We start from the raw sequence: 19002 nt of genomic DNA on the forward strand, positions 1-19002 counted from the left end.
GGGAAGGCAAGGTCCTGGTCACCGGCGGTACCGGCGGGCTGGGTGCGGTCGTCGCGAAGCATCTCGTTGAGGCGCACGGGGTTCGGGAGCTGCTGCTCGTCAGTCGTCGCGGTCAGGCCGACACGGCCGAGCTGGAGGCGTTGGGAGCGCAAGTCACCGTTGCCGCGTGTGACGTGACTGACCGGGACGCTGTCGCGGAACTCCTTGCTCAGCACGAGATCCGAGGTGTCGTGCACGCGGCCGGTGTGCTGGATGACGGCGTGATCGAGTCGATGACGTCGGAGCGCGTCGCGAACGTGCTCAAGCCCAAGGCTGATGCCGCGTGGCACCTGCATGAGTTGGCCAAGGACCTTACGGCGTTCGTGGTGTTCTCGTCGGCCGCTGGTGTGTTCGGCAACGCCGGGCAGGCGAACTACGCGGCGGGCAATGCGTTCCTCGACGCGCTTTCCGCGCACCGCAAGGCATCCGGGCTGCCCGCGACGTCGATGGCGTGGGGTGTGTGGGCCGGTGTCAGCGGGATGACCGGCGAGCTGACCGAGGCCGAGGCCGCGCGGATGACCGCCGCCGGCATGCCGCCGATCACGGTCGAGCAGGGGCTGGAGCTGTTCGACTCGGCTGTGACGAGCGGGGCGGCGCTGACCGTTCCGGTGCGGCTCGACCTCGCGACGCTGCGGGCACGGGGTGCGGTGGCACCGTTGCTGCAGGGGCTGATCCGGGTCAGGGCGCGGCGTGCGGCGGCGGGGTCCGCCACCGCTTCCGGGTTGGTGCAGAAGCTCGGCGCGATGGACGTCGCCGACCGGCACTCGGCTCTCGTCGACCTGGTGCGCACGCAGGTGTCCTCGGTGCTGGGCCACGCCTCGATCGACGCGGTGGACGCGACGCGGGCGTTCCAGGACCTCGGGTTCGACTCGCTGACCGCCGTCGAGCTGCGCAACCAGCTGACCGAGGCGACCGGGCTGCGGCTGCCGGCGACGCTGGTGTTCGACTACCCCACGGCGATCGCGCTGGCCGATCACCTGCACGCCGAGCTGTTCGGTTCGGCCGACGTGGTGGCGGATCTGCCCGCGCTCGTGTCCACTTCGGACGATCCGATCGTGATCGTTGGCATGGCCTGCCGGTTCCCCGGTGGCGTGACGTCGCCGGAGACGTTGTGGGACCTGGTGGCGTCGGGCACGGACGCGATCACGCCGTTCCCGGCGAACCGCGGCTGGGATCTGGACTCGCTGTTCCACCCGGATCCCGACCATCTCGGCACGTCCTATGCGCGCGCCGGTGGCTTCCTGCACGACGCGGACCAGTTCGATCCGGCGTTCTTCGGGATGTCGCCGCGGGAGGCGCTCGGCACGGACGGGCAGCAGCGCATCCTGCTGGAGACGACCTGGGAGGCGCTGGAACGGGCCGGGATCGACCCGCAGTCGTTGCGCGGTAGTCGAACCGGTGTGTTCGCCGGTGTCATGTACTCGGACTACGCGCAGATCCTGGAGTCCGATTCCGAAGGGCACCAGGGGGCCGGGACGTCGCCCTCGGTGGTGTCGGGCCGGGTGTCCTACACGTTCGGGTTCGAGGGGCCGTCGGTGTCGATCGACACCGCCTGTTCGTCGTCGCTGGTCGCGATGCACCTTGCGGCGCAGGCACTTCGGGCCGGTGAGTGCTCGTTGGCGCTGGCCGGTGGTGTGACGGTGATGTCGACGCCGGGTGCGTTCGTCGGGTTCTCTCGCCAGCGCGGGTTGTCGGAGGACGGGCGGTGCAAGGCGTTCTCCGATTCCGCTGATGGTGTTGGCTGGTCCGAGGGTGTCGGTCTGCTCGTGTTGGAGCGTCAGTCGGATGCGGTGCGACTTGGCCACACGGTTCTGGCGATCGTGCGTGGTTCTGCGATCAACCAGGATGGTGCGTCCAACGGGCTTACGGCGCCTAACGGACCGTCGCAGCAGAGGGTGATTCGGCAGGCGTTGGCGTCTGCTGGGTTGTCCGTTGCTGATGTCGACACGGTTGAGGCGCACGGCACGGGTACGACCTTGGGTGACCCGATCGAGGCGCAGGCGTTGCTGGCGACGTACGGGCAGGATCGGGAGGTGCCGCTGCTGCTCGGTGGTATCAAGTCGAACATCGGGCACACGCAGGCCGCCGCGGGCGTGGCGGGCGTGATCAAGATGGTGCAGGCCATGCGGAACGGCGTTGTGCCGCCGACCCTGCACGTGACTTCGCCGTCGTCGCACGTCGACTGGAGCGAGGGGGCGGTCGAGCTCGTCACCGAGGCGACGCCGTGGCCTGCGGTGTCGCGACCGCGCCGAGCCGGCGTTTCGTCGTTCGGGCTCTCGGGCACCAACGCGCACGTGATCTTGGAAGCGCCGGGAGTCTCGGGGATCCCCCCAATTTCCAGCGTACGCGATGAAAATGCTGGTCAGGGGGTCGTAGACGAATCTGTGGACAACTCGGCGGCTGTGGACAACTCGGTGTTCGCGGGCGACTCGGCGCTCGGGGGCGGACTGGTGCCGTTCGTGGTGTCGGCGCGGACTGCAGAGGCGTTGCCTGGGCAGATTGAGCGGGCCAGGACTGCTCTGGGAACGCCTGAGGACGTGGCGTACTCGTTGTTGAGCACTCGGGCGCGGTTTGACCACCGGGCCGTGGTGCTCGGGGGTGAGGTGCTGGCGTCCGGGGTCGCGTTGTCGCAGCGGTCGGTCGCGGTGTTGTTCTCCGGGCAGGGGTCGCAGCGGGCTGGCATGGGGCGTGAGTTGTACGAGGCGTTCCCCGTGTTCGCTGAGGCGCTGGACGCGGTGCTGATGTACCTCGACCCCGCCGTTCGGGACGTGATGTGGGGAGATGACCCGGAGGCGTTGAACCAGACCGGGGTGGCGCAGCCGGCGTTGTTCGCCGTTGAGGTGGCGCTGTACCGGTTGCTGGAGTCTTGGGGCGTCAAGGCCGATCAGGTCGCCGGGCATTCGATCGGCGAGATCGCGGCGGCGCACGTTGCCGGTGTGTTGAGCGTTGAGGACGCGTGTCTGCTCGTCACGGCTCGGTCGGCGCTCATGCAGGCGTTGCCCGAGGGTGGCGCGATGGTGTCGGTTCAGGCATCTGAGGACGAGGTTTTGCCGCACCTCACGGACGGCGTGTCGATCGCGGCTGTCAACGGGCCCCGGTCTGTGGTGATCGCCGGTGCGGAAGAGGACGTGCTGGCGATCGCTGGGCGGTGGAAGAGCAAGCGGCTCAAGGTGTCGCACGCGTTCCACTCGCCGTTGATGGAGCCGATGCTGGACGACTTCCGCGAGTCGCTCGCGGAGATCACGCTTCACCAGCCTGGCATTCCTGTGGTGGCCAGTGGGGACGTCACGACCGTTGACTACTGGGTGAACCACGTCCGGGACGCGGTGCGGTTCACGGACAACGTCCAGCGGCTCAGGGATGGCGGCGCGACCACGTTCGTCGAGGTCGGGCCGGACGGGGTGCTCAGTGCTCTGGTCGAGGACGCGATTCCCCTGCTGCGCAAGGACAAGGATGAGCGCGTTGCGGCGTTGACGGCGTTGGCCCGTCTGCACGTTGAAGGGGTGAAGGTCGACTGGAGTGGGTTCCACGTCGGTGGCAGGAAGATCGACCTGCCCACGTACGCGTTCGACCACCAGCGGTACTGGCCCGCGGTGCGGATCGGCGGGGACGACGCGTCCGGCATCGGCATGGTCGCCGTCGGGCACCCCTTGCTGATCGCGTCGGCGGAACTCGCTGACGGGGAAGGGTTCCTGTTCACGAGCAGGCTGGCGGCACGCACGCATCCGTGGATTCGCCACCACACGATCATGGGACGCGTGATGGTGCCGGGGGCGGCACTTGTCGAGCTCGCGATGCGGGCCGGGGACGAGGTCGGGCTGGACCGGCTGGAGGAGCTGACGTTGTCGGCGCCGGTGATCCTGCCGGAGCACGGTGGACTCGCGCTGCAGATGAAGGTGTCGGCCGGTGACGACCGACGGACGTTCACCATCCACGCGCGGCCTGACGAGGTGACCGACGCGCCGTGGACCCAGGTGGTCAGCGGCGTGCTGGCCAAGGGCGAGCTGCGCGTCGAGTTCGACGCCTCGGTGTGGCCGCCGAAGGCTGAAGTCGTTGACGTGGAAGGGTGTTACGAGAAGTTCGCGGAGGCCGGGTTCGCCTACGGCGGGCTGTTCCAGGGGCTGCGGGCGGCCTGGCGGGACGGTGACACCACGTACGCCGAGGTGGCGTTGCCGGACGACGTCAACGTCAAGCCGTTCGGGCTGCACCCGGCGTTGCTCGACGCCGCGCTGCACGCCTCGCTGCTCGACGAGAGCGGGTCGGCCGGGCTGCCGTTCGCGTGGGAGAACGTGTCGCTGCACGCGACCGCGGCGACGTCTTTGCGGGTCAAGATGACCCGCGACGGCAACGGGCTGCGGATCGCGCTCGCCGACCCGGCCGGCAACCCGGTGGCGTCCGTTGAGTCGCTGGTGATGCGGGCCGTCGCGGCCGAGCAGCCGGCAGAGCTGGACGCGATGTTCGCGGTGCGGTGGACGCCTGTCGCGGTGCCGCCGGCCGAGGCGGGCAAGACGGTCAGCGTGCTCGGGCCGGACGCGCTCGGGCTGTCCGTCGGACGGGTCGAGGGCCTGCTTTCCCTGGCGGACACGGACGTCGTGCTCGTGCCGGTCGCGGGGGAGCAGAACGCGGAGTCGGTGCGGGCCGTGACGCACCGGGCGTTGGAGCTGGTCCAAGAATGGATTCGCGAGGACCGCGACGGGCGGCTGGTGTTCGTCACGCGCGGTGCGGTCGGGGGTGATGACCTGGCCGGCGCGGCGGTGTGGGGACTGCTGCGGACCGCGCAGACCGAGCACCCGGACCGGTTCGGGTTGATCGACCTGGACGCCGAGGAGTCGTCGCTCGCGACGCTGCTCGGGGTGCTGGACCTCGACGAACCGCAGCTGGTCGTGCGGGACGGCGAGGCCCGGGCGGCGCGTCTTGGACGGGTCGCGGGCGAGACTGAGGACGCCGGCTGGGAGAGCCCGGTGCTGATCACGGGCGGCACTGGCGGACTTGGCCGGATCGTGGCCCGGCATCTGGTGGAGACGCACGGGGTCACCGAGCTGGTGCTGGTGAGTCGCAGCGGTTCTGGCGACGTGAGCGAGCTGGAAGCGTTGGGTGCGAAGGTTTCTGTCGTCGCCTGCGATGCCGCTGACCGGGCCGCGTTGTGGGAGGTGCTGAAGCAGCACAAGGTTCGCGGCGTCGTGCACGCTGCCGGTGTGCTGGACGACGGTGTGATCGAGTCGCTCACGCCGGAGCGGGTTGATTCCGTGTTGCGTGCCAAGGTGGATGCGGCGCTGAACCTGCACGATCTCGCCGGCGAGGCGTCGAAGTTCGTGGTCTTCTCGTCGGCTGCCGGAGTGTTCGGCAACGCCGGGCAGGGCAACTACGCCGCCGGCAACGCGTTCCTCGACGCGCTGGCCGCGCACCGGCGGCTCAACGGGCTGCCCGGCGTGTCGCTGGCGTGGGGCGCCTGGGACACCGGCATGGTGTCGGCCGAGGACGCCGAACGGATGCAGCGCTCCGGCATGCCGGCCATCTCGTCCGAGCTGGGGCTGCGGTTGTTCGACGCGGCGGTCGCCGGAACGGAACCCGCGGTGGTTCCGGTGCGGCTCGACCTGGCGGCGCTGAAGCAGAACGGCGACGTGAAACCGTTGCTGCGCGGGCTGATCCGGGTCAAGGCGCGGCGCAAGGTCGCCGGATCGGAGACGGCGTCCGGGCTGGTGCAGCGACTGTCCGTTCTGGACGAAGCCGGACGGGGCGAGGCGTTGGTGGACCTGGTTCGTGGCGAGGTCGCGGCCGTGCTCGGCTACGACACGATCGCGGCGGTCGACCCGGCGCGGGCGTTCCAGGAGCTCGGGTTCGACTCGCTGACCGCGGTCGAGCTGCGCAACCGGCTCACGGCGGTCACCGGGCTCAAGCTGCCGGCGACCGTGGTGTTCGACTACCCGTCGTCGGCGCAACTGGCCGGGTATCTGAAGGACGAGCTGCTCGGAGCGGTCACGGACGTCTCGGACCTGCCCGCGCTGGTGTCCACTTCGGACGATCCGATCGTGATCGTCGGCATGGCCTGCCGCTACCCCGGTGGAGTGTCGTCGCCGGAGGACCTGTGGGACCTCGTGGCTTCCGGCGTCGACGCGATCACGCCGTTCCCGACGAACCGCGGGTGGGATCTGGACACGTTGTTCCACCCGGACCCCGACCACCCCGGCACGTCGTACGTGCGGGCCGGTGGCTTCCTGCACGACGCGGACCAGTTCGATCCGGAGTTCTTCGGGATGTCACCGCGTGAGGCCGTCGCTACGGACTCGCAGCAGCGGCTCATGCTGGAGACCGCGTGGGAGGCGTTGGAGCGTTCCGGGATCGCGCCGGCATCGTTGCGTGGCAGCTCCACCGGTGTGTTCGCCGGTGTCATGTACAACGACTACACGCAGCTCATCGGCGGTGCGGACACCGAGGGCTTCGGTTCGACCGGTGCGTCGCCTTCGGTGATCTCTGGGCGCGTGTCCTACGCGCTCGGGCTTGAGGGGCCGTCGGTGTCGATCGACACCGCGTGCTCGTCGTCGTTGGTGGCGCTGCACTGGGCGATGCAGGCTCTTCGGGCCGGTGAGTGCTCGTTGGCGTTGGCCGGTGGTGTGACCGTGATGTCGACGCCGGGGTCGTTCGTCGGGTTCTCCCGTCAGCGTGGGTTGTCTGAGGACGGGCGGTGCAAGGCGTTCTCGGACACGGCTGATGGTGTCGGTTGGTCTGAGGGTGTTGGTCTGCTCGTGTTGGAGCGTCAGTCGGATGCGGTGCGTTTGGGGCACACGGTTCTGGCGGTCGTGCGTGGTTCTGCGATCAACCAGGATGGCGCGTCCAACGGGCTGACGGCGCCTAACGGGCCGTCGCAGCAGAGGGTGATTCGGCAGGCGTTGGCGTCTGCTGGGTTGTCTGCTGCTGATGTCGATGCTGTCGAGGCGCATGGCACGGGTACTTCGTTGGGTGACCCCATCGAGGCGCAGGCGCTGATGGCGACGTACGGGCAGGATCGGGACGTGCCGCTGCTGCTCGGTGGCATCAAGTCGAACATCGGGCACACGCAGGCGGCGGCCGGTGTCGCGGGCATCATCAAGATGGTGCAGGCGATGCGGCACGGGGTGTTGCCGCGGACCTTGCACGCTTCGACGCCTTCGTCGCACGTCGACTGGAGCGAGGGCGCGGTCGAGCTGGTGCAGGAGAACACCGCGTGGCCTGCGGTGGAGCGGGCGCGGCGGGCGGCGGTGTCGTCGTTCGGCATCAGCGGCACGAACGCGCACGTGATCTTGGAAGCGCCTGGAGGCTTGGGGATCCCCCCAATTTCCAGCGTACGCGATGAAAATGCTGGTCAGGGGGACGCGCGGGAATCTGTGGACAACTCGGCGGCTGTGGACAACTCGGCGCTCGGGGGCGACTCGGCCCAGGGACGCAGCCTGGTGCCGTGGATCGTCTCGGCTCGGAGCGAGGCGGCGCTGGACGGCCAGGTCGAGCGGATCAGGCAGGCCCGAGGAGCTGCGAAGGACGTCGCGTACTCGTTGCTGACGGCCAGGACGTTGTTCGATCACCGGGCCGTGGTGCTCGGCGGTGAGGTCGTGGCTCGTGGGGCGGTGAGCAGGAAGCCGGTGGCGTTCCTGTTCAGCGGGCAGGGGTCGCAGCGGATCGGCATGGGCCGTGAGCTGTACGAGGCGTATCCCGTGTTCGCCGAGGCGCTCGACGACGCGTTGCAGCACCTCGACCCCGCACTCCGCGAGGTCATGTGGGGTGAGGACCAGGAGGCGCTGAACCAGACCGGGTTCGCGCAGCCGGCGCTGTTCGCCGTCGAGGTCGCGTTGTACCGGCTGGTCGAGTCGTTCGGGGTCAGGCCGGATCACGTTGCCGGGCACTCGATCGGTGAGGTCGCGGCGGCGCACGTCGCCGGGGTGCTGACGCTGGAAGACGCTTGTCAGCTCATCACGGCGCGGGCCGCGCTCATGCAGGCGTTGCCTCAGGGCGGCGCGATGGTGTCCGTCATCGCCTCGGAGGAGGAGGTGACGCCGTACCTGACGGGCAACGTGTCGATCGCGGCCGTCAACGGGCCGCGGACCGTGGTGCTGGCGGGCGAGGAGGACGAGGTCCTCAAGATCGCCAAGCAGTGGAAGTACAAGCAGCTCAAGGTGAGTCACGCGTTCCACTCGCCGTTGATGGAGCCGATGCTGCCGGACTTCCGGGAGGCGATCAGCGAGATCACCTTCAGCGAACCGGCGATCGCGTTCCAGACCAGCGGTGACCCGACGACGATCGACTACTGGGTCGGCCACGTCCGGGACGCCGTGCGGTTCCACGACAACGTGACCGCGCTGGGAGACAAGACGTTCCTGGAGATCGGGCCCGACGCGGCGCTCACCCCGCTGGTCGACGGAGCGATTCCGACGATCAGGCGGAACGAGAACGAGGTCACGCGGTTCCTCACCGCGCTCGGCCAGGCTCACGTCGAGGGCGCCAAGGTCGACTGGACGCCGTTGCTCGGCCAGGCCAGGAAGATCGACCTGCCCACCTACGCGTTCCGCCGGCAGTCGTACTGGCCGAAGGTCGTGGAGGGTGCGACCGATGTGAAGGCGGCCGGTCTCGGCAGCGTCGGGCACCCGTTGCTCGGTGCGGCGGTGCAGCTCGCCGGGCAGGACGGGCACCTGTTCACCAGCCGGATCTCGCTGCGGACGCACGCCTGGCTCGCCGACCACGTGATCATGGGACGGGCGCTCGTGCCCGGTGCGGCGCTGGTCGAGGTGGCGCTCAAGGCCGGTGAGGAACTCGGGCTCGACACGCTGGAAGAGCTCACGATCGCGGCACCGCTGTTGCTGCCCGAGCAGGGCGGCGTGCAGATCCAGGTCGCGATCGGCGCCGAGGAGGACGACAGGCGCTCGGTCACGATCTACAGCAGGCCCGAGGACACCGACCTGCCGTGGACCGAGAACGCCGGCGGCACGCTCAGCAGCAGCGCGAGCCGCGGCACCGCGCTGACCGAGTGGCCGCTAGGGGAGCCGATCGAACTGGACGGGGTCTACGACAAGTTCGCCGAGATCGGGTTCGCCTACGGGGACACGTTCCAGGGCCTCAAGAACGCGTGGCGCCACGAAGGTGCCGTCCTCGCGGAGGTCGCGCTGCCCGACGGCGTCGAACCCGGCGCGTTCGGACTCCACCCGGCGCTGCTCGACGCCACGCTGCACACCGCGCTGCTGCAGGAAGGCGACGGGGGAGCGGGGCTGCCGTTCAGCTGGGAGGGCGTGAAGATCCACGCCACCGGTGCGGCAGCGGTCCGGGTCAGGATGACCAGGAACGACAGCGGCGCGATGCACGTCGTCGTCGCCGACCCGCAGGGCAACCCGGTCGCCGAGGTCCGGTCGCTCGTGGTCCGCGCCGTCAACACGGGGCAGCTCAACGAGAACACCACCCGCGACGCCCTGTTCACGCTCGGCTGGACGCCGATCGACGCCACCGAACCCGTCAACGCCACCGTGGCGATCGCGGGCGAGGACCACTTCGGACTGGTCGACCACTTCGTCGCCGGACGCGTCTACGACTCCATCGAGACCGCCGACGCCGAGGTCGTCCTCACCGAGGTCAAGGCGCTCTCGGACGACGTCGTGGAGTCCACGCACGCCGCCGTGAGCGACGCCCTGGTCAACGTCCAGCAGTGGATCACGGCGAACAGGCCGGGAAGGCTCTGGTTCGTCACGAAGAACGCGATCGCGGCGACCAGCGGGGAAGCACCCGACCCCGTGGCAGCGGCGGTCTGGGGACTCGTCAGGGCCGCGCAGTCCGAGCACCCCGGCACGTTCGGGTTGCTCGACGTCGACGACCAGCGCTCCAGCCTCGCCGTGCTGCGGCAGGCGATCCAGGCCGAGGAACCGCAGATCGTCGTCCGCGACGGCGAGATCCTCGGCGGCCGCCTCGCCAGGGCGGAACGCGGCGAGACGACCATCGACTACGGCAAGGTGCTCATCACCGGTGGCACGGGCGGTCTCGGCCGGATCATCGCGAAGCACCTCGTCGAGAACCACGGCGTCCAGGACCTCGTCCTCGCGAGCCGCACCGGCCAGGCGGACGTCAGCGACCTCGAGGCGAACGTCATGGTGGCGGCCTGCGACGTCAGTGACCGCGACGATCTCGCCGCGCTGCTCAAGGCGCACAACCCGGCGACGATCGTCCACGCGGCGGGCGTCCTGGACGACGCCACCATCGAATCCCTGACGCTGGACCGCATCGGCCCGGTGCTCCAGCCGAAGGTCGACGCCGCCTGGTACCTGCACGAACTGGCACCGCAGGCCACCCTGATCCTGTTCAGCAGCGTCGCCGGCACGTTCGGCAACGCGGGTCAGGCCAACTACGCGGCGGCCAACGCCTTCCTCGACGCCCTCGCGGCACTGCGCAAGGCGCACAACAAGAAGGCGACAAGCATGGCCTGGGGCGCCTGGGACACCGGCATGCTCAGTGCCCAGGACGCCGAACGCATGGCTCGCTCCGGCATGCCGGCGATCACGCGGGAACTCGGCGTCACCCTGTTCGACGAGGCGCTCGAAACCGGTGCCGCGGCGACACTTCCGGTCAAGCTGGACTTCGCGGTCCTGCGCAACCACGAGGTCGCACCGCTGCTGCGCGGACTCGTGCGCACCAGGTCGAAGAAGGCCGTGGCAGGCCAGGAAACGGCGGACTCGCTGATCGCCCGCCTGACCGCGCTCACCGACCAGGGACGCACCGACGCGTTGCTGGACCTGGTGCGAGGCCAGGTCGCCGAGGTGCTCGGCCACGGCGAGAACGAGCAGATCGAGGGCGACCGCCAGTTCCAGGAGCTCGGCTTCGACTCGCTCACCGCGGTCGAACTGCGCAACCGGCTCGGCGGCGCGACGGGGCTACGGCTGCCCGCCACGCTGGTGTTCGACTACCCGACGCCGAACGACCTGGTGGCCCACCTCAGGACCGAGCTGCTGGCCGACGCGCCGGCCGCCGGGCTGCCGAGCGTGCTCGCCGACCTCGACGCGTTCGAGAAGGCGCTCGCCGCGGCCAGCGTGGATCCCGCGCTGCACCAGCAGATCGCCGGACGGCTCGACGTCCTGCGCACGAAGTGGGCGAAGAACACCAGCACCGAGAAGGACTTCGAGTCGGCTTCGGACGACGAGATGTTCGCGATGCTCGACGAAGAACTCGGTCTCTAGGCTAGGAGACGGACATGCTCGTGATCGGTGTGGTGGGGCTCGGCAGCCTCGGTGAGGGCCTCGCGCAGGTCCTGCTCGCGAACGGGGCCGAGGTGATCGGCGTGGACAGCGATCTCGAGGTGCTGGCGCGCGTCCACGACAGGCTCGGCGGTTCCCGGCTGGGCCTCGCGACGGAGCTGGTCGACCTCAAGCGGGCCGACCTCGTCATCGAGGCCCTGCCGGAGGACTTCGGCGTCAAGGAGACCGTGCTGCGGCAGCTCGCCGACCAGTGCGCGCCGGGCACGGTCTTCCTCACCGCCACCTCGACGCTGTCCGTGGCGAAACTCGCCATCGCGTCCGGCGCGCCGGACCGCGTCGTCGGACTGCGCTACTCCATCCCTCCGCCGTACGGGCGGCACGCGAGCCTGATCGGCACGTCCATGGTCTCCCCGGAGGCGTTTCACCTGGCACGCAAGGCAGTCCGGCTGGCGGGAACCGAGCTCGTGAGTCTCGGCTGCCGGCCGGTCGAGGCGGCCACCGCGCTGCTGTACGCGTGCATGAACCGCACGATGAACCTCGCCGACGAGGGCTACGCGACCGTCGAGGACCTCGACGCCGCATTGAAACTGGGCTGTGGCCTCAAGTTCGGCCCGCTGCACCTGCTCGACCTGATCGGACTGGACACCGTCCGCAACGCTCTCCACCACCTCCACGACAGCACCGGCTCCGCCGACTACGTCCCGTCCCCGCTGCTGGACCGCAAGGTCGAGGAAGGGCACCTCGGGCGGAAAACGGGCAGGGGCTTCCACCGGTACGACGGCCGCGGCGAGATCCAGCCCCCGCCCCGCAACCGTGTGAGCGACGGCGAACCACGTGAGATCCGCCGTGCCGGTGTCGTCGGCGCCGGGCTGATGGGCAGGGGCATCGCGGAAGTCCTGATCGTGGCGGGCATTCCCACCACGCTCGTCGCCCGCACCCCGGACAAGGCCGAGGCCGCGCGCCAGCAGATCTGTTCGTCCCTGACCAGACTCGTGCAGAAGGGCAGGATGTCCGAACAGGACCGTGAGGACGTCCTCGCGAGGCTCACCGCCGGCACGGGCTACGAGACGCTCGCCGACGCCGACATCGTCATCGAGGCCGTCGCCGAGGACATGGCCGTGAAAAGCGCCGTGCTGCAAGGCATCGACGCCGCCGTCAAATCCGGCGCCATCATCGCCACCACCACGTCGAGCCTTTCCGTCACCGACTGCGCGAACGTCACGAGCCGCCCGCGGGACGTCATCGGGCTGCACTTCTTCAACCCCGCGCCGGTCATGAAGCTCGTCGAGATCGTCCGCACCAGCCACACCGCCGACGACGTGCACGCCACCGCCCACGCGCTGGTGAAGTGGCTGCGCAAGACCGGAGTGGACTGCGCGGACCGCGTCGGGTTCATCGTGAACCACGTGCTGTTCCCGTACCTGAACGACGCCATTCGCATGCTCGGCCGCACCGACGTCACGGTCGACGAGATCGACACCGCGATCGTGACCGCGTTCCACCACCCGATGGGCCCCTTCACCCTCCTCGACACCATTGGGCTCGACATCTCGCTCGCCATTCTGGAGACGCTGAGCGCGGCCTCTCCCACCGGAGAACCCGCACCCGCAGAGGAACTGCGACGGCTCGTCGCCTCAGGTCACCTCGGGCAGAAAACGGGCAGCGGATTCCGGCTCGGGAACAAAGGAAAGTGAGGCATTCCCCTGGCATTGAATGCCGTACAACGGCATCAGGCAGCACGTCGTTCGCAGAGAGGTGGTCATCAACGATGGCCGAGGAGGTCGGCACCCGACGGCGGCACGTGGCGATCTTCGCCAATCCCGCGCAGGGCCAGGCACTACCGGCGCTCGCGGTGATCGAGGAACTGGTGCGCCGCGGCTACCGCGTCACCTACGCCACCTCGTCCGAGGTCGCCGCCCGTCTCGCGCTGAGCGAGGCGACCGAGGGCAGGTGGGACGTGGTGGGGTTCCTCGACGACAGCTCGTCGCCGATCTCGCTGGCACGCGGCTACTTCGCGGGCGACCTGCCGGATCTCGTCGTCTACGACAGCACCGCCGTCGACGTCGCGCGGGCCGCCGCCGAGACGTGGGACGGCCTGCCGGACGACGACTTCGTGGACGCGGCCTTCGGCGAGTTCCTCACCCGCTTCGGGCTCGCGTTCCTCCCGGAGAAACCGAGCCTCTACCGGGTTGTGCCCGGCCGCGTTGTGGCGTATTAGTTCACTGACTGGAACCGGCGGTGGATTCGCCACCCGCACAATGCGGAATCACCGTGCCAGACTTTGACACTTGCCTCGCGGAGTTTGCGGTCCGGTCACCTGGGGCAATTATCCTCGGCGCAGGGTCACTCTTCGAGCCTGAGGCGGTAGGTGGTGGACGACCAGTCGGAGCTCTTCGGTCGTGAGAGCGTGCTCACCGCGGTGGCGCACCACACGACCGCGGCCCGTCGGGGCAGGGGCGCGCAGGCCGTGCTCGTGCGCGGTGGTCGTGGCTCCGGCAAGTCCGCCGTCCTGCGCCTGGCCACCGGGACCGAGACCCGGGCCGGGACAACGGTGCTGAGCGCGGGCGGCCGCGGCGAACGCCTGCCGCTCACCGTCGCCCGCCGGATGCTCGCCCAGGCCGACATAGGAGTTCCGGAACTGCCGGACACGTCCGCCGCCTCTCTCTACCGCGCGTACCGGTGCATGTGGCGTGATGTCGTGGCGCTGGCGCGGCAGTCGCCCGTCTGCCTCGTCCTCGACGACCTCGACGCGTGCGACGACGCGACCGTGCGCTGGGTGGACTTCGTGCTGCGCAGGCTCGGCGCCGAACCGGTCAGCCTGGTGCTGTCGCAGAACTCGCCGCTGCACGTGGATCTGGCCCGTGCGCACGTGGTCGACCTGCAGCCGCTCACCACGCCGCAGGTCGCCGACATGATCTCCACGACCCTGCACTTCCCGCCGGACGCGGTGTTCACGAACCTGTGCCTGCGCCTGTCCGGTGGCGTCCCGAGTCACCTCACGACCGTGCTCGCGGACATCCGCGCCGCGCGGGCGTTGCGGCAGGAGTCCGTCGAACTCGTCGCCGCCCGCCGGTTGCGCGACGAGCCGGAACACCTGCGCGCCATCGCCACCGCGCTCGTGGTCGTCGACCGGGAGGAACTCGTCGGGCCGCTCGCCGGGGTGTCCGCGCGGGTGGCCGAGAACGGGATCTCCACGCTGCGCCGTCACCACCTGCTCGGCGAGGGCCTGCCCGACCACGTCCGCGCGTGGTACCGGGCGGGCGTGCTCGACGTGCTCGGCCCGGCCGAGGCCGCCGAACTGCGGCACCGCGCGGCCGTCGTGCTGGACGAGTTCGGGCACGACGCGGGCGCCGTGGCCGACCAGCTCGTCCACCTGCCCGCCGTCGACGCGCCCTGGATGTCGCAGGTGCTGCACGAGGCGGCCGCGGGCGGGCAGCCCAGGGACGCGTCCCGCTACCTGCGCCGTCTCGTCGAGCTCAGCCCCGACGACGTCGAGCTGCGGGTCAACCTCGCGACCGAGCTGTCCCGGCACGACCCCGCGCAGGCGTGCGAACACCTCGCCGCCGCGTTCCACCGCACCACCGATCCGGAGCTGCGGGCCGCGCTCGCCGTGAAGCACGCGCTGACCGGGCGCACCCGCACGTTCCTGCGGCTGGCCAGGGATCCCGCGCTGTCCGCGGACCTGGTGACGCTGCTCGACGCCGTGCAGCTGTCGATCGACCTCGACGACGCCCGCGTGGTCGCGGCGGCCGTCGCCAGGGCCACGCCACCGCCGGCGGGAGACACCACGGCACAACGGTGTCTGCTCGGCGTCGTCGCGGAGGCCGTCATGCGCGGCGGGGGAGCGATGGACGCCGCCGTCGGGTACGCGCGGGCCGCCCTCGTCGACTCCGAGGCGCTCACCGACTGGTCGATGCTCTCCGCCGCAACGGTTCTGCGCGTGGCGGGCCATGCTGGGGAAGCGCTTTCCGTGCTTGATCGGGCCGTGGACGCCTTCGCCGGCAACGGGGACTCGCTCGCCCGCTGCCGATCGCTCGTGCAGCGCGCGCTCGTCCACATGTCGCTGGGCGACCTCCCGCGCGCCACCCAGGACGCGGCGACGGCGGTCCAGGCGATGCGCGACGGCGGCTGGCGGCTGCCGCGCGCGATCGTCCTGCTGGCCTGGCTGTCGTTGCAGACCGGCAACACCCCGCTCGCGGAGAAGCTGCTCGACGAGGTCGACGAGGACGACGTCCGGCACCTCACCCCGGTGCACCGCGAGTACCTGCGCGCGTCCGGCTGGCTCGCGTTCGTGCAGGACGACGTCCCGCTGGCGGCCGAACGGATGGCGGCCTGCCAGGCGGTGATGTCCGCGGTCGGGCTCAGCGACCCCGGCGCGCTGCCCACGTGGATCGACGTCGTGCAGGTGATGACGCTGGCCGGACGGGACGCCACCGCCGCCACGCGGGAGGCGGACCGGCTGGCCAGGACCTGGCCGACCAGGGAGTCGGCCGCGTTCTCGTTGCTGGCACGCGCCTACACGACGATCGGGCCCGGCGCGATGGACATGGCCAGGGCCGCCGCGGACGGGTTCGCCGCGGTGCCGTCGCTCATCCAGCAGGCGCGGACCGAACTGCTGCTGGGCCAGCGGTGGTCCGGCGCGGGCGATCCCCGGCAGGCGCGAGCGCACCTGCGGGCCGCCGTCGGGCTGGCGTTGCGGGCCGGCAGCGGAGCACTCGCGGACTCGGCCAGGACGTTGCTGCTCGGCGTCGGAGGGCGGATGCGCGTGCCGTCCACTGTGGACCGACTGGCGGTGCTGACGGCCAGCGAGCGCAAGGTCGTGGACCTGGCGGCGGCCGGCGTGACGAACCGGGAGATCGCCGACCACCTGTTCGTCACGCTGCGGACCGTCGAGGTGCACCTGACCCGCGCCTACCGCAAACTCGGGATCTCCAGCCGTGCGGAGCTGGCGGACTACCTGGCCTCGTGATGATCCTGCTCGAACGCACCGGCGAACTGCGCCGGCTGACTGAGGCGCTGGACCGCGCCCGCCGGGGGAGCGGCGGCCGGATCGTCGTCACCGGACCGCTCGGCTGCGGCAAGTCCGCGCTGCTCGACGCGCTGCGGGCGCGGGCCACCGGCTTCCGCGTGCTCACGGCCACCTGTTCCGCGCTGGAGCGGGACTTCGCGTTCGGCGTCGCCCGCCAGCTGCTGGACCCCGTGCTGGCTCAGGACGGCGCTCGCCTGCTCAGCGGCCCGGCGGGCCTCGCGAGACCGGTGTTCGAGGAGGACACGCCGGTCGACTCGGTGTTCGCCGTGCAGGAGGCGGCGATCAGCGGACTCACCGCGCTGCTGCGGGCGATCGGCGCGGAGCAGCCGGTACTGCTGCTGATCGACGACCTCCAGTGGGCCGACGACCCGTCGCTGCACTGGCTGGTGACGGTCGCCGCGGTGCTGGACAGCGAGCCGGTGCTGCTCGTCGCGGCCACCAGGGACAGCACGCGCGGACTGCCCGGGAGCACCGAGATCCGCCCGGAACCGCTGTCGCCGCGGGCGGTCGCCGAACTCGTCGAACACCGCACCGGCCGGCGCCCCGACGAGGACTTCGTCGCCGCGTGCCACGCCGTGACCGGCGGCAACCCGATGTTCCTGTGCGCGGTGCTGCACCACGTCACCAGCCCCACCGCCGACCAGGTCCCGCACGTCCGGGAACTGCGGCCCGCGCGGCTCAAGGAACGGCTCGTGCGCGACCTTGCCACCCAGCCGTTCTTCGCCCAGGACTTCGCCAAGGCCGCGGCCGTGCTCGGGGAGGACGAGCTCGTCGGCAGGCTCGCCGGGCTCACCGACCGGCAGGCGGGCGAGGCCCAGCGCGTCCTCGACCAGGCCGGTCTCGTCCTCGGCAGGCCGGTGATCAGGGACGCGATCGAGGAGTCGATGCCCGTCGGCGAACGCGACGACTGGCAGGCCAAGGCCGTGAAGCTGTTGCACGACAACGGCAGGCCCGCCGAACAGGTCGCGGCCCGGCTGCTCACCGTCACCGCCGCGCAGGGTCCGTGGGCGATCGAGGCGCTCGGCGAAGCCGCCGCGACCGCGTTGCGCAGGGGCGCGCCCGAGGTCGCCGCCCGCTATCTGCGCCGCGCGTTGCGGGACGTGGCAAGGGATTCCGAGCAACGCGCCCGGCTGCTCGTCGACCTCGCCACCGCCGAACGCCTCTTCGACCCCGCGGCCTCCGTCCGGCACATCTCCTACGCGGTGCCGTTGTTCCGCGAGGTCGAGGAACGGGCGGCCGCGCTCGTGCGGATCGCGCCGACCGCCCTCGGCTCCGCGCCCCGGCCCGTGCGCGACCTCATCGACCACGTCGCCGCCGGCCTCACCCACAACCAGGAACTCGCGTACCGGCTCGAGGCTCGGCAACGGTATGCCTGGCACTCCGACCCCGCGCTGCTCGCCGACTCCGCGCACCGCCTCCAGCAGATCAGCGGCGCCACCCCCGGCGAACGCGAACTGCAGATCGTGCTGCTCGACGCCGCCATGCTCACGGCCCGCCTGCCCGCGCACGAGGTCGCGGCGATCGCACGGACCGTGCTGCGCCAGGAACCGCCGCACCCCACGCACGTGCACACCGCACTGCCGTTGCTCATCAAGGTCCTCGCCGCCGCCGACGCCGCGCACGAGGCCGTGCCGTGGCTCGACCAGGCGTTCGGGCAGGCGACGACCACCGTCGAGCAGGCCCTGATCCGCGCCCAGCAGTCGTTCGTGTTCATGCACCTCGGCAAACCGGGGGAGGCCCGCGCGGCCGCCGAACACGCCGTCGACCTCGCCGTGCTGGACTGGCGCGGCGACACCACGACCGCCGCGATCGGGCTCATCGCCGTCGCCGTGGACCTGCGTGACCCCGGACTGATCGCGAAACTCCTCGCCTCCCGGCCCGATCGCGACGAACCCGCCGGCGTGGAGGCCGTGTACCGCATGCTGCACGCGATGGGCGAGGCGTTGGCGGGGGAGCACGCGCAGGCGCTCGAACGCCTCCAGGACTGCGGGCGCGTGTTCGACGCAGCCGGGTGGCGCAATCCCGTGCTGCTGCCCTGGTGCGTGTACGTCGCACGGCTACATGCTCAGCTCGGCGACTTCGCGGCCGCGAGACAAGCCGCGATGGCCGGCTGGGACCGCGCCGTCGAGTGGGGCGCGCCGCTCGGCATCGGGCGGGCCCTCACCGTGCTCGGCCGCTACACGCCCGGCGGCCAGGGCCTCGAGATGCTGCGCGAGGCCGTCGAGGTCCTGCACGCCAACCCGTTCGAACGGGCCAAGACGCTGCTGCACCTAGGCGCGCGCGAACGCGCCGACGGCGACCCTCAGGCGCAACGCCGTCTCAGCGACGCGTATCAGCTCGCGCTGGAAAGCGGCGCCGAAAGACTGGCTCAAAGAATCGCGAAGGAACTCGACGGTAATTCACCCGGCATCGTCGTGGCGCTGACCCGCGCCGAGTTCAAAGTCGCCGGACTCGTGATCCGCGGTCTCACCAACGCGGAAATAGCGGACGAACTCGCCGTGACCTCGCGGGCGATCGAAAAGCACCTCACGAACTCGTTCCGCAAGCTCGGCATCCGCCGGCGCACGGAACTGCCCGGCGCACTCGCCAGGGCCTACCCGCCCCACGCGTAACACCGGCGACACATCTACGAATTTCTTGTGCGCATGTGCCGCACAGTTGAGCTGTGCCTCAGTTACCGCGCGGTGGCGTCTCGATCGGTCGCGTGGGCATCTTCGCAGTTCAGGGCCGTGGCGC

Annotated in this window: 5 protein-coding genes (1 of these 5 only partly in view); all 5 read left to right on the forward strand. The window is 70.6% G+C overall.

From position 1 onward, the window contains the following. Positions 1-11219, forward strand: partial view of an SDR family NAD(P)-dependent oxidoreductase gene (locus tag ACIQF0_RS03495; RefSeq protein ID WP_401023989.1) — the end only. It extends 18562 nt beyond the left edge of the window; only the last 11219 of its 29781 coding nucleotides appear in the window; its start codon lies beyond the left edge, outside the window; its stop codon occupies positions 11217-11219. 14 nt (positions 11220-11233) lie between these two features. Then, positions 11234-12931, forward strand: coding sequence for a 3-hydroxyacyl-CoA dehydrogenase family protein (locus ACIQF0_RS03500; protein ID WP_401023992.1), 1698 nt, complete (start codon positions 11234-11236; stop codon positions 12929-12931). 74 nt (positions 12932-13005) lie between these two features. Continuing rightward, the gene (locus tag ACIQF0_RS03505) at positions 13006-13455 is read left to right on the forward strand and encodes a hypothetical protein (RefSeq protein ID WP_360030638.1); all 450 of its coding nucleotides are present in this window, start codon (positions 13006-13008) and stop codon (positions 13453-13455) included. Positions 13456-13608: 153 nt separating this feature from the next. Beyond that, the gene (locus ACIQF0_RS03510; protein ID WP_401023995.1) at positions 13609-16206 is read left to right on the forward strand and encodes a LuxR C-terminal-related transcriptional regulator; all 2598 of its coding nucleotides are present in this window, start codon (positions 13609-13611) and stop codon (positions 16204-16206) included. After that, the gene (locus ACIQF0_RS03515; protein ID WP_401027676.1) at positions 16206-18878 is read left to right on the forward strand and encodes an ATP-binding protein; all 2673 of its coding nucleotides are present in this window, start codon (positions 16206-16208) and stop codon (positions 18876-18878) included. The genes ACIQF0_RS03510 and ACIQF0_RS03515 overlap by 1 nt, the downstream gene beginning before the upstream one ends. Positions 18879-19002: the final 124 nt, after the last annotated feature.

The organism is Lentzea sp. NPDC092896, assembly GCF_044754905.1.
GTDB lineage: Bacteria > Actinomycetota > Actinomycetes > Mycobacteriales > Pseudonocardiaceae > Lentzea.

Bases quoted from the DNA above. Each gene is read 5' to 3' on its own strand.
- ACIQF0_RS03500 (WP_401023992.1), top strand. From the start codon at position 11,234: ATGCTCGTGATCGGTGTGGTGGGGCTCGGCAGCCTCGGTGAGGGCCTC.
- ACIQF0_RS03505 (WP_360030638.1), top strand. From the start codon at position 13,006: ATGGCCGAGGAGGTCGGCACCCGACGGCGGCACGTGGCGATCTTCGCC.
- ACIQF0_RS03515 (WP_401027676.1), top strand. From the start codon at position 16,206: ATGATCCTGCTCGAACGCACCGGCGAACTGCGCCGGCTGACTGAGGCG.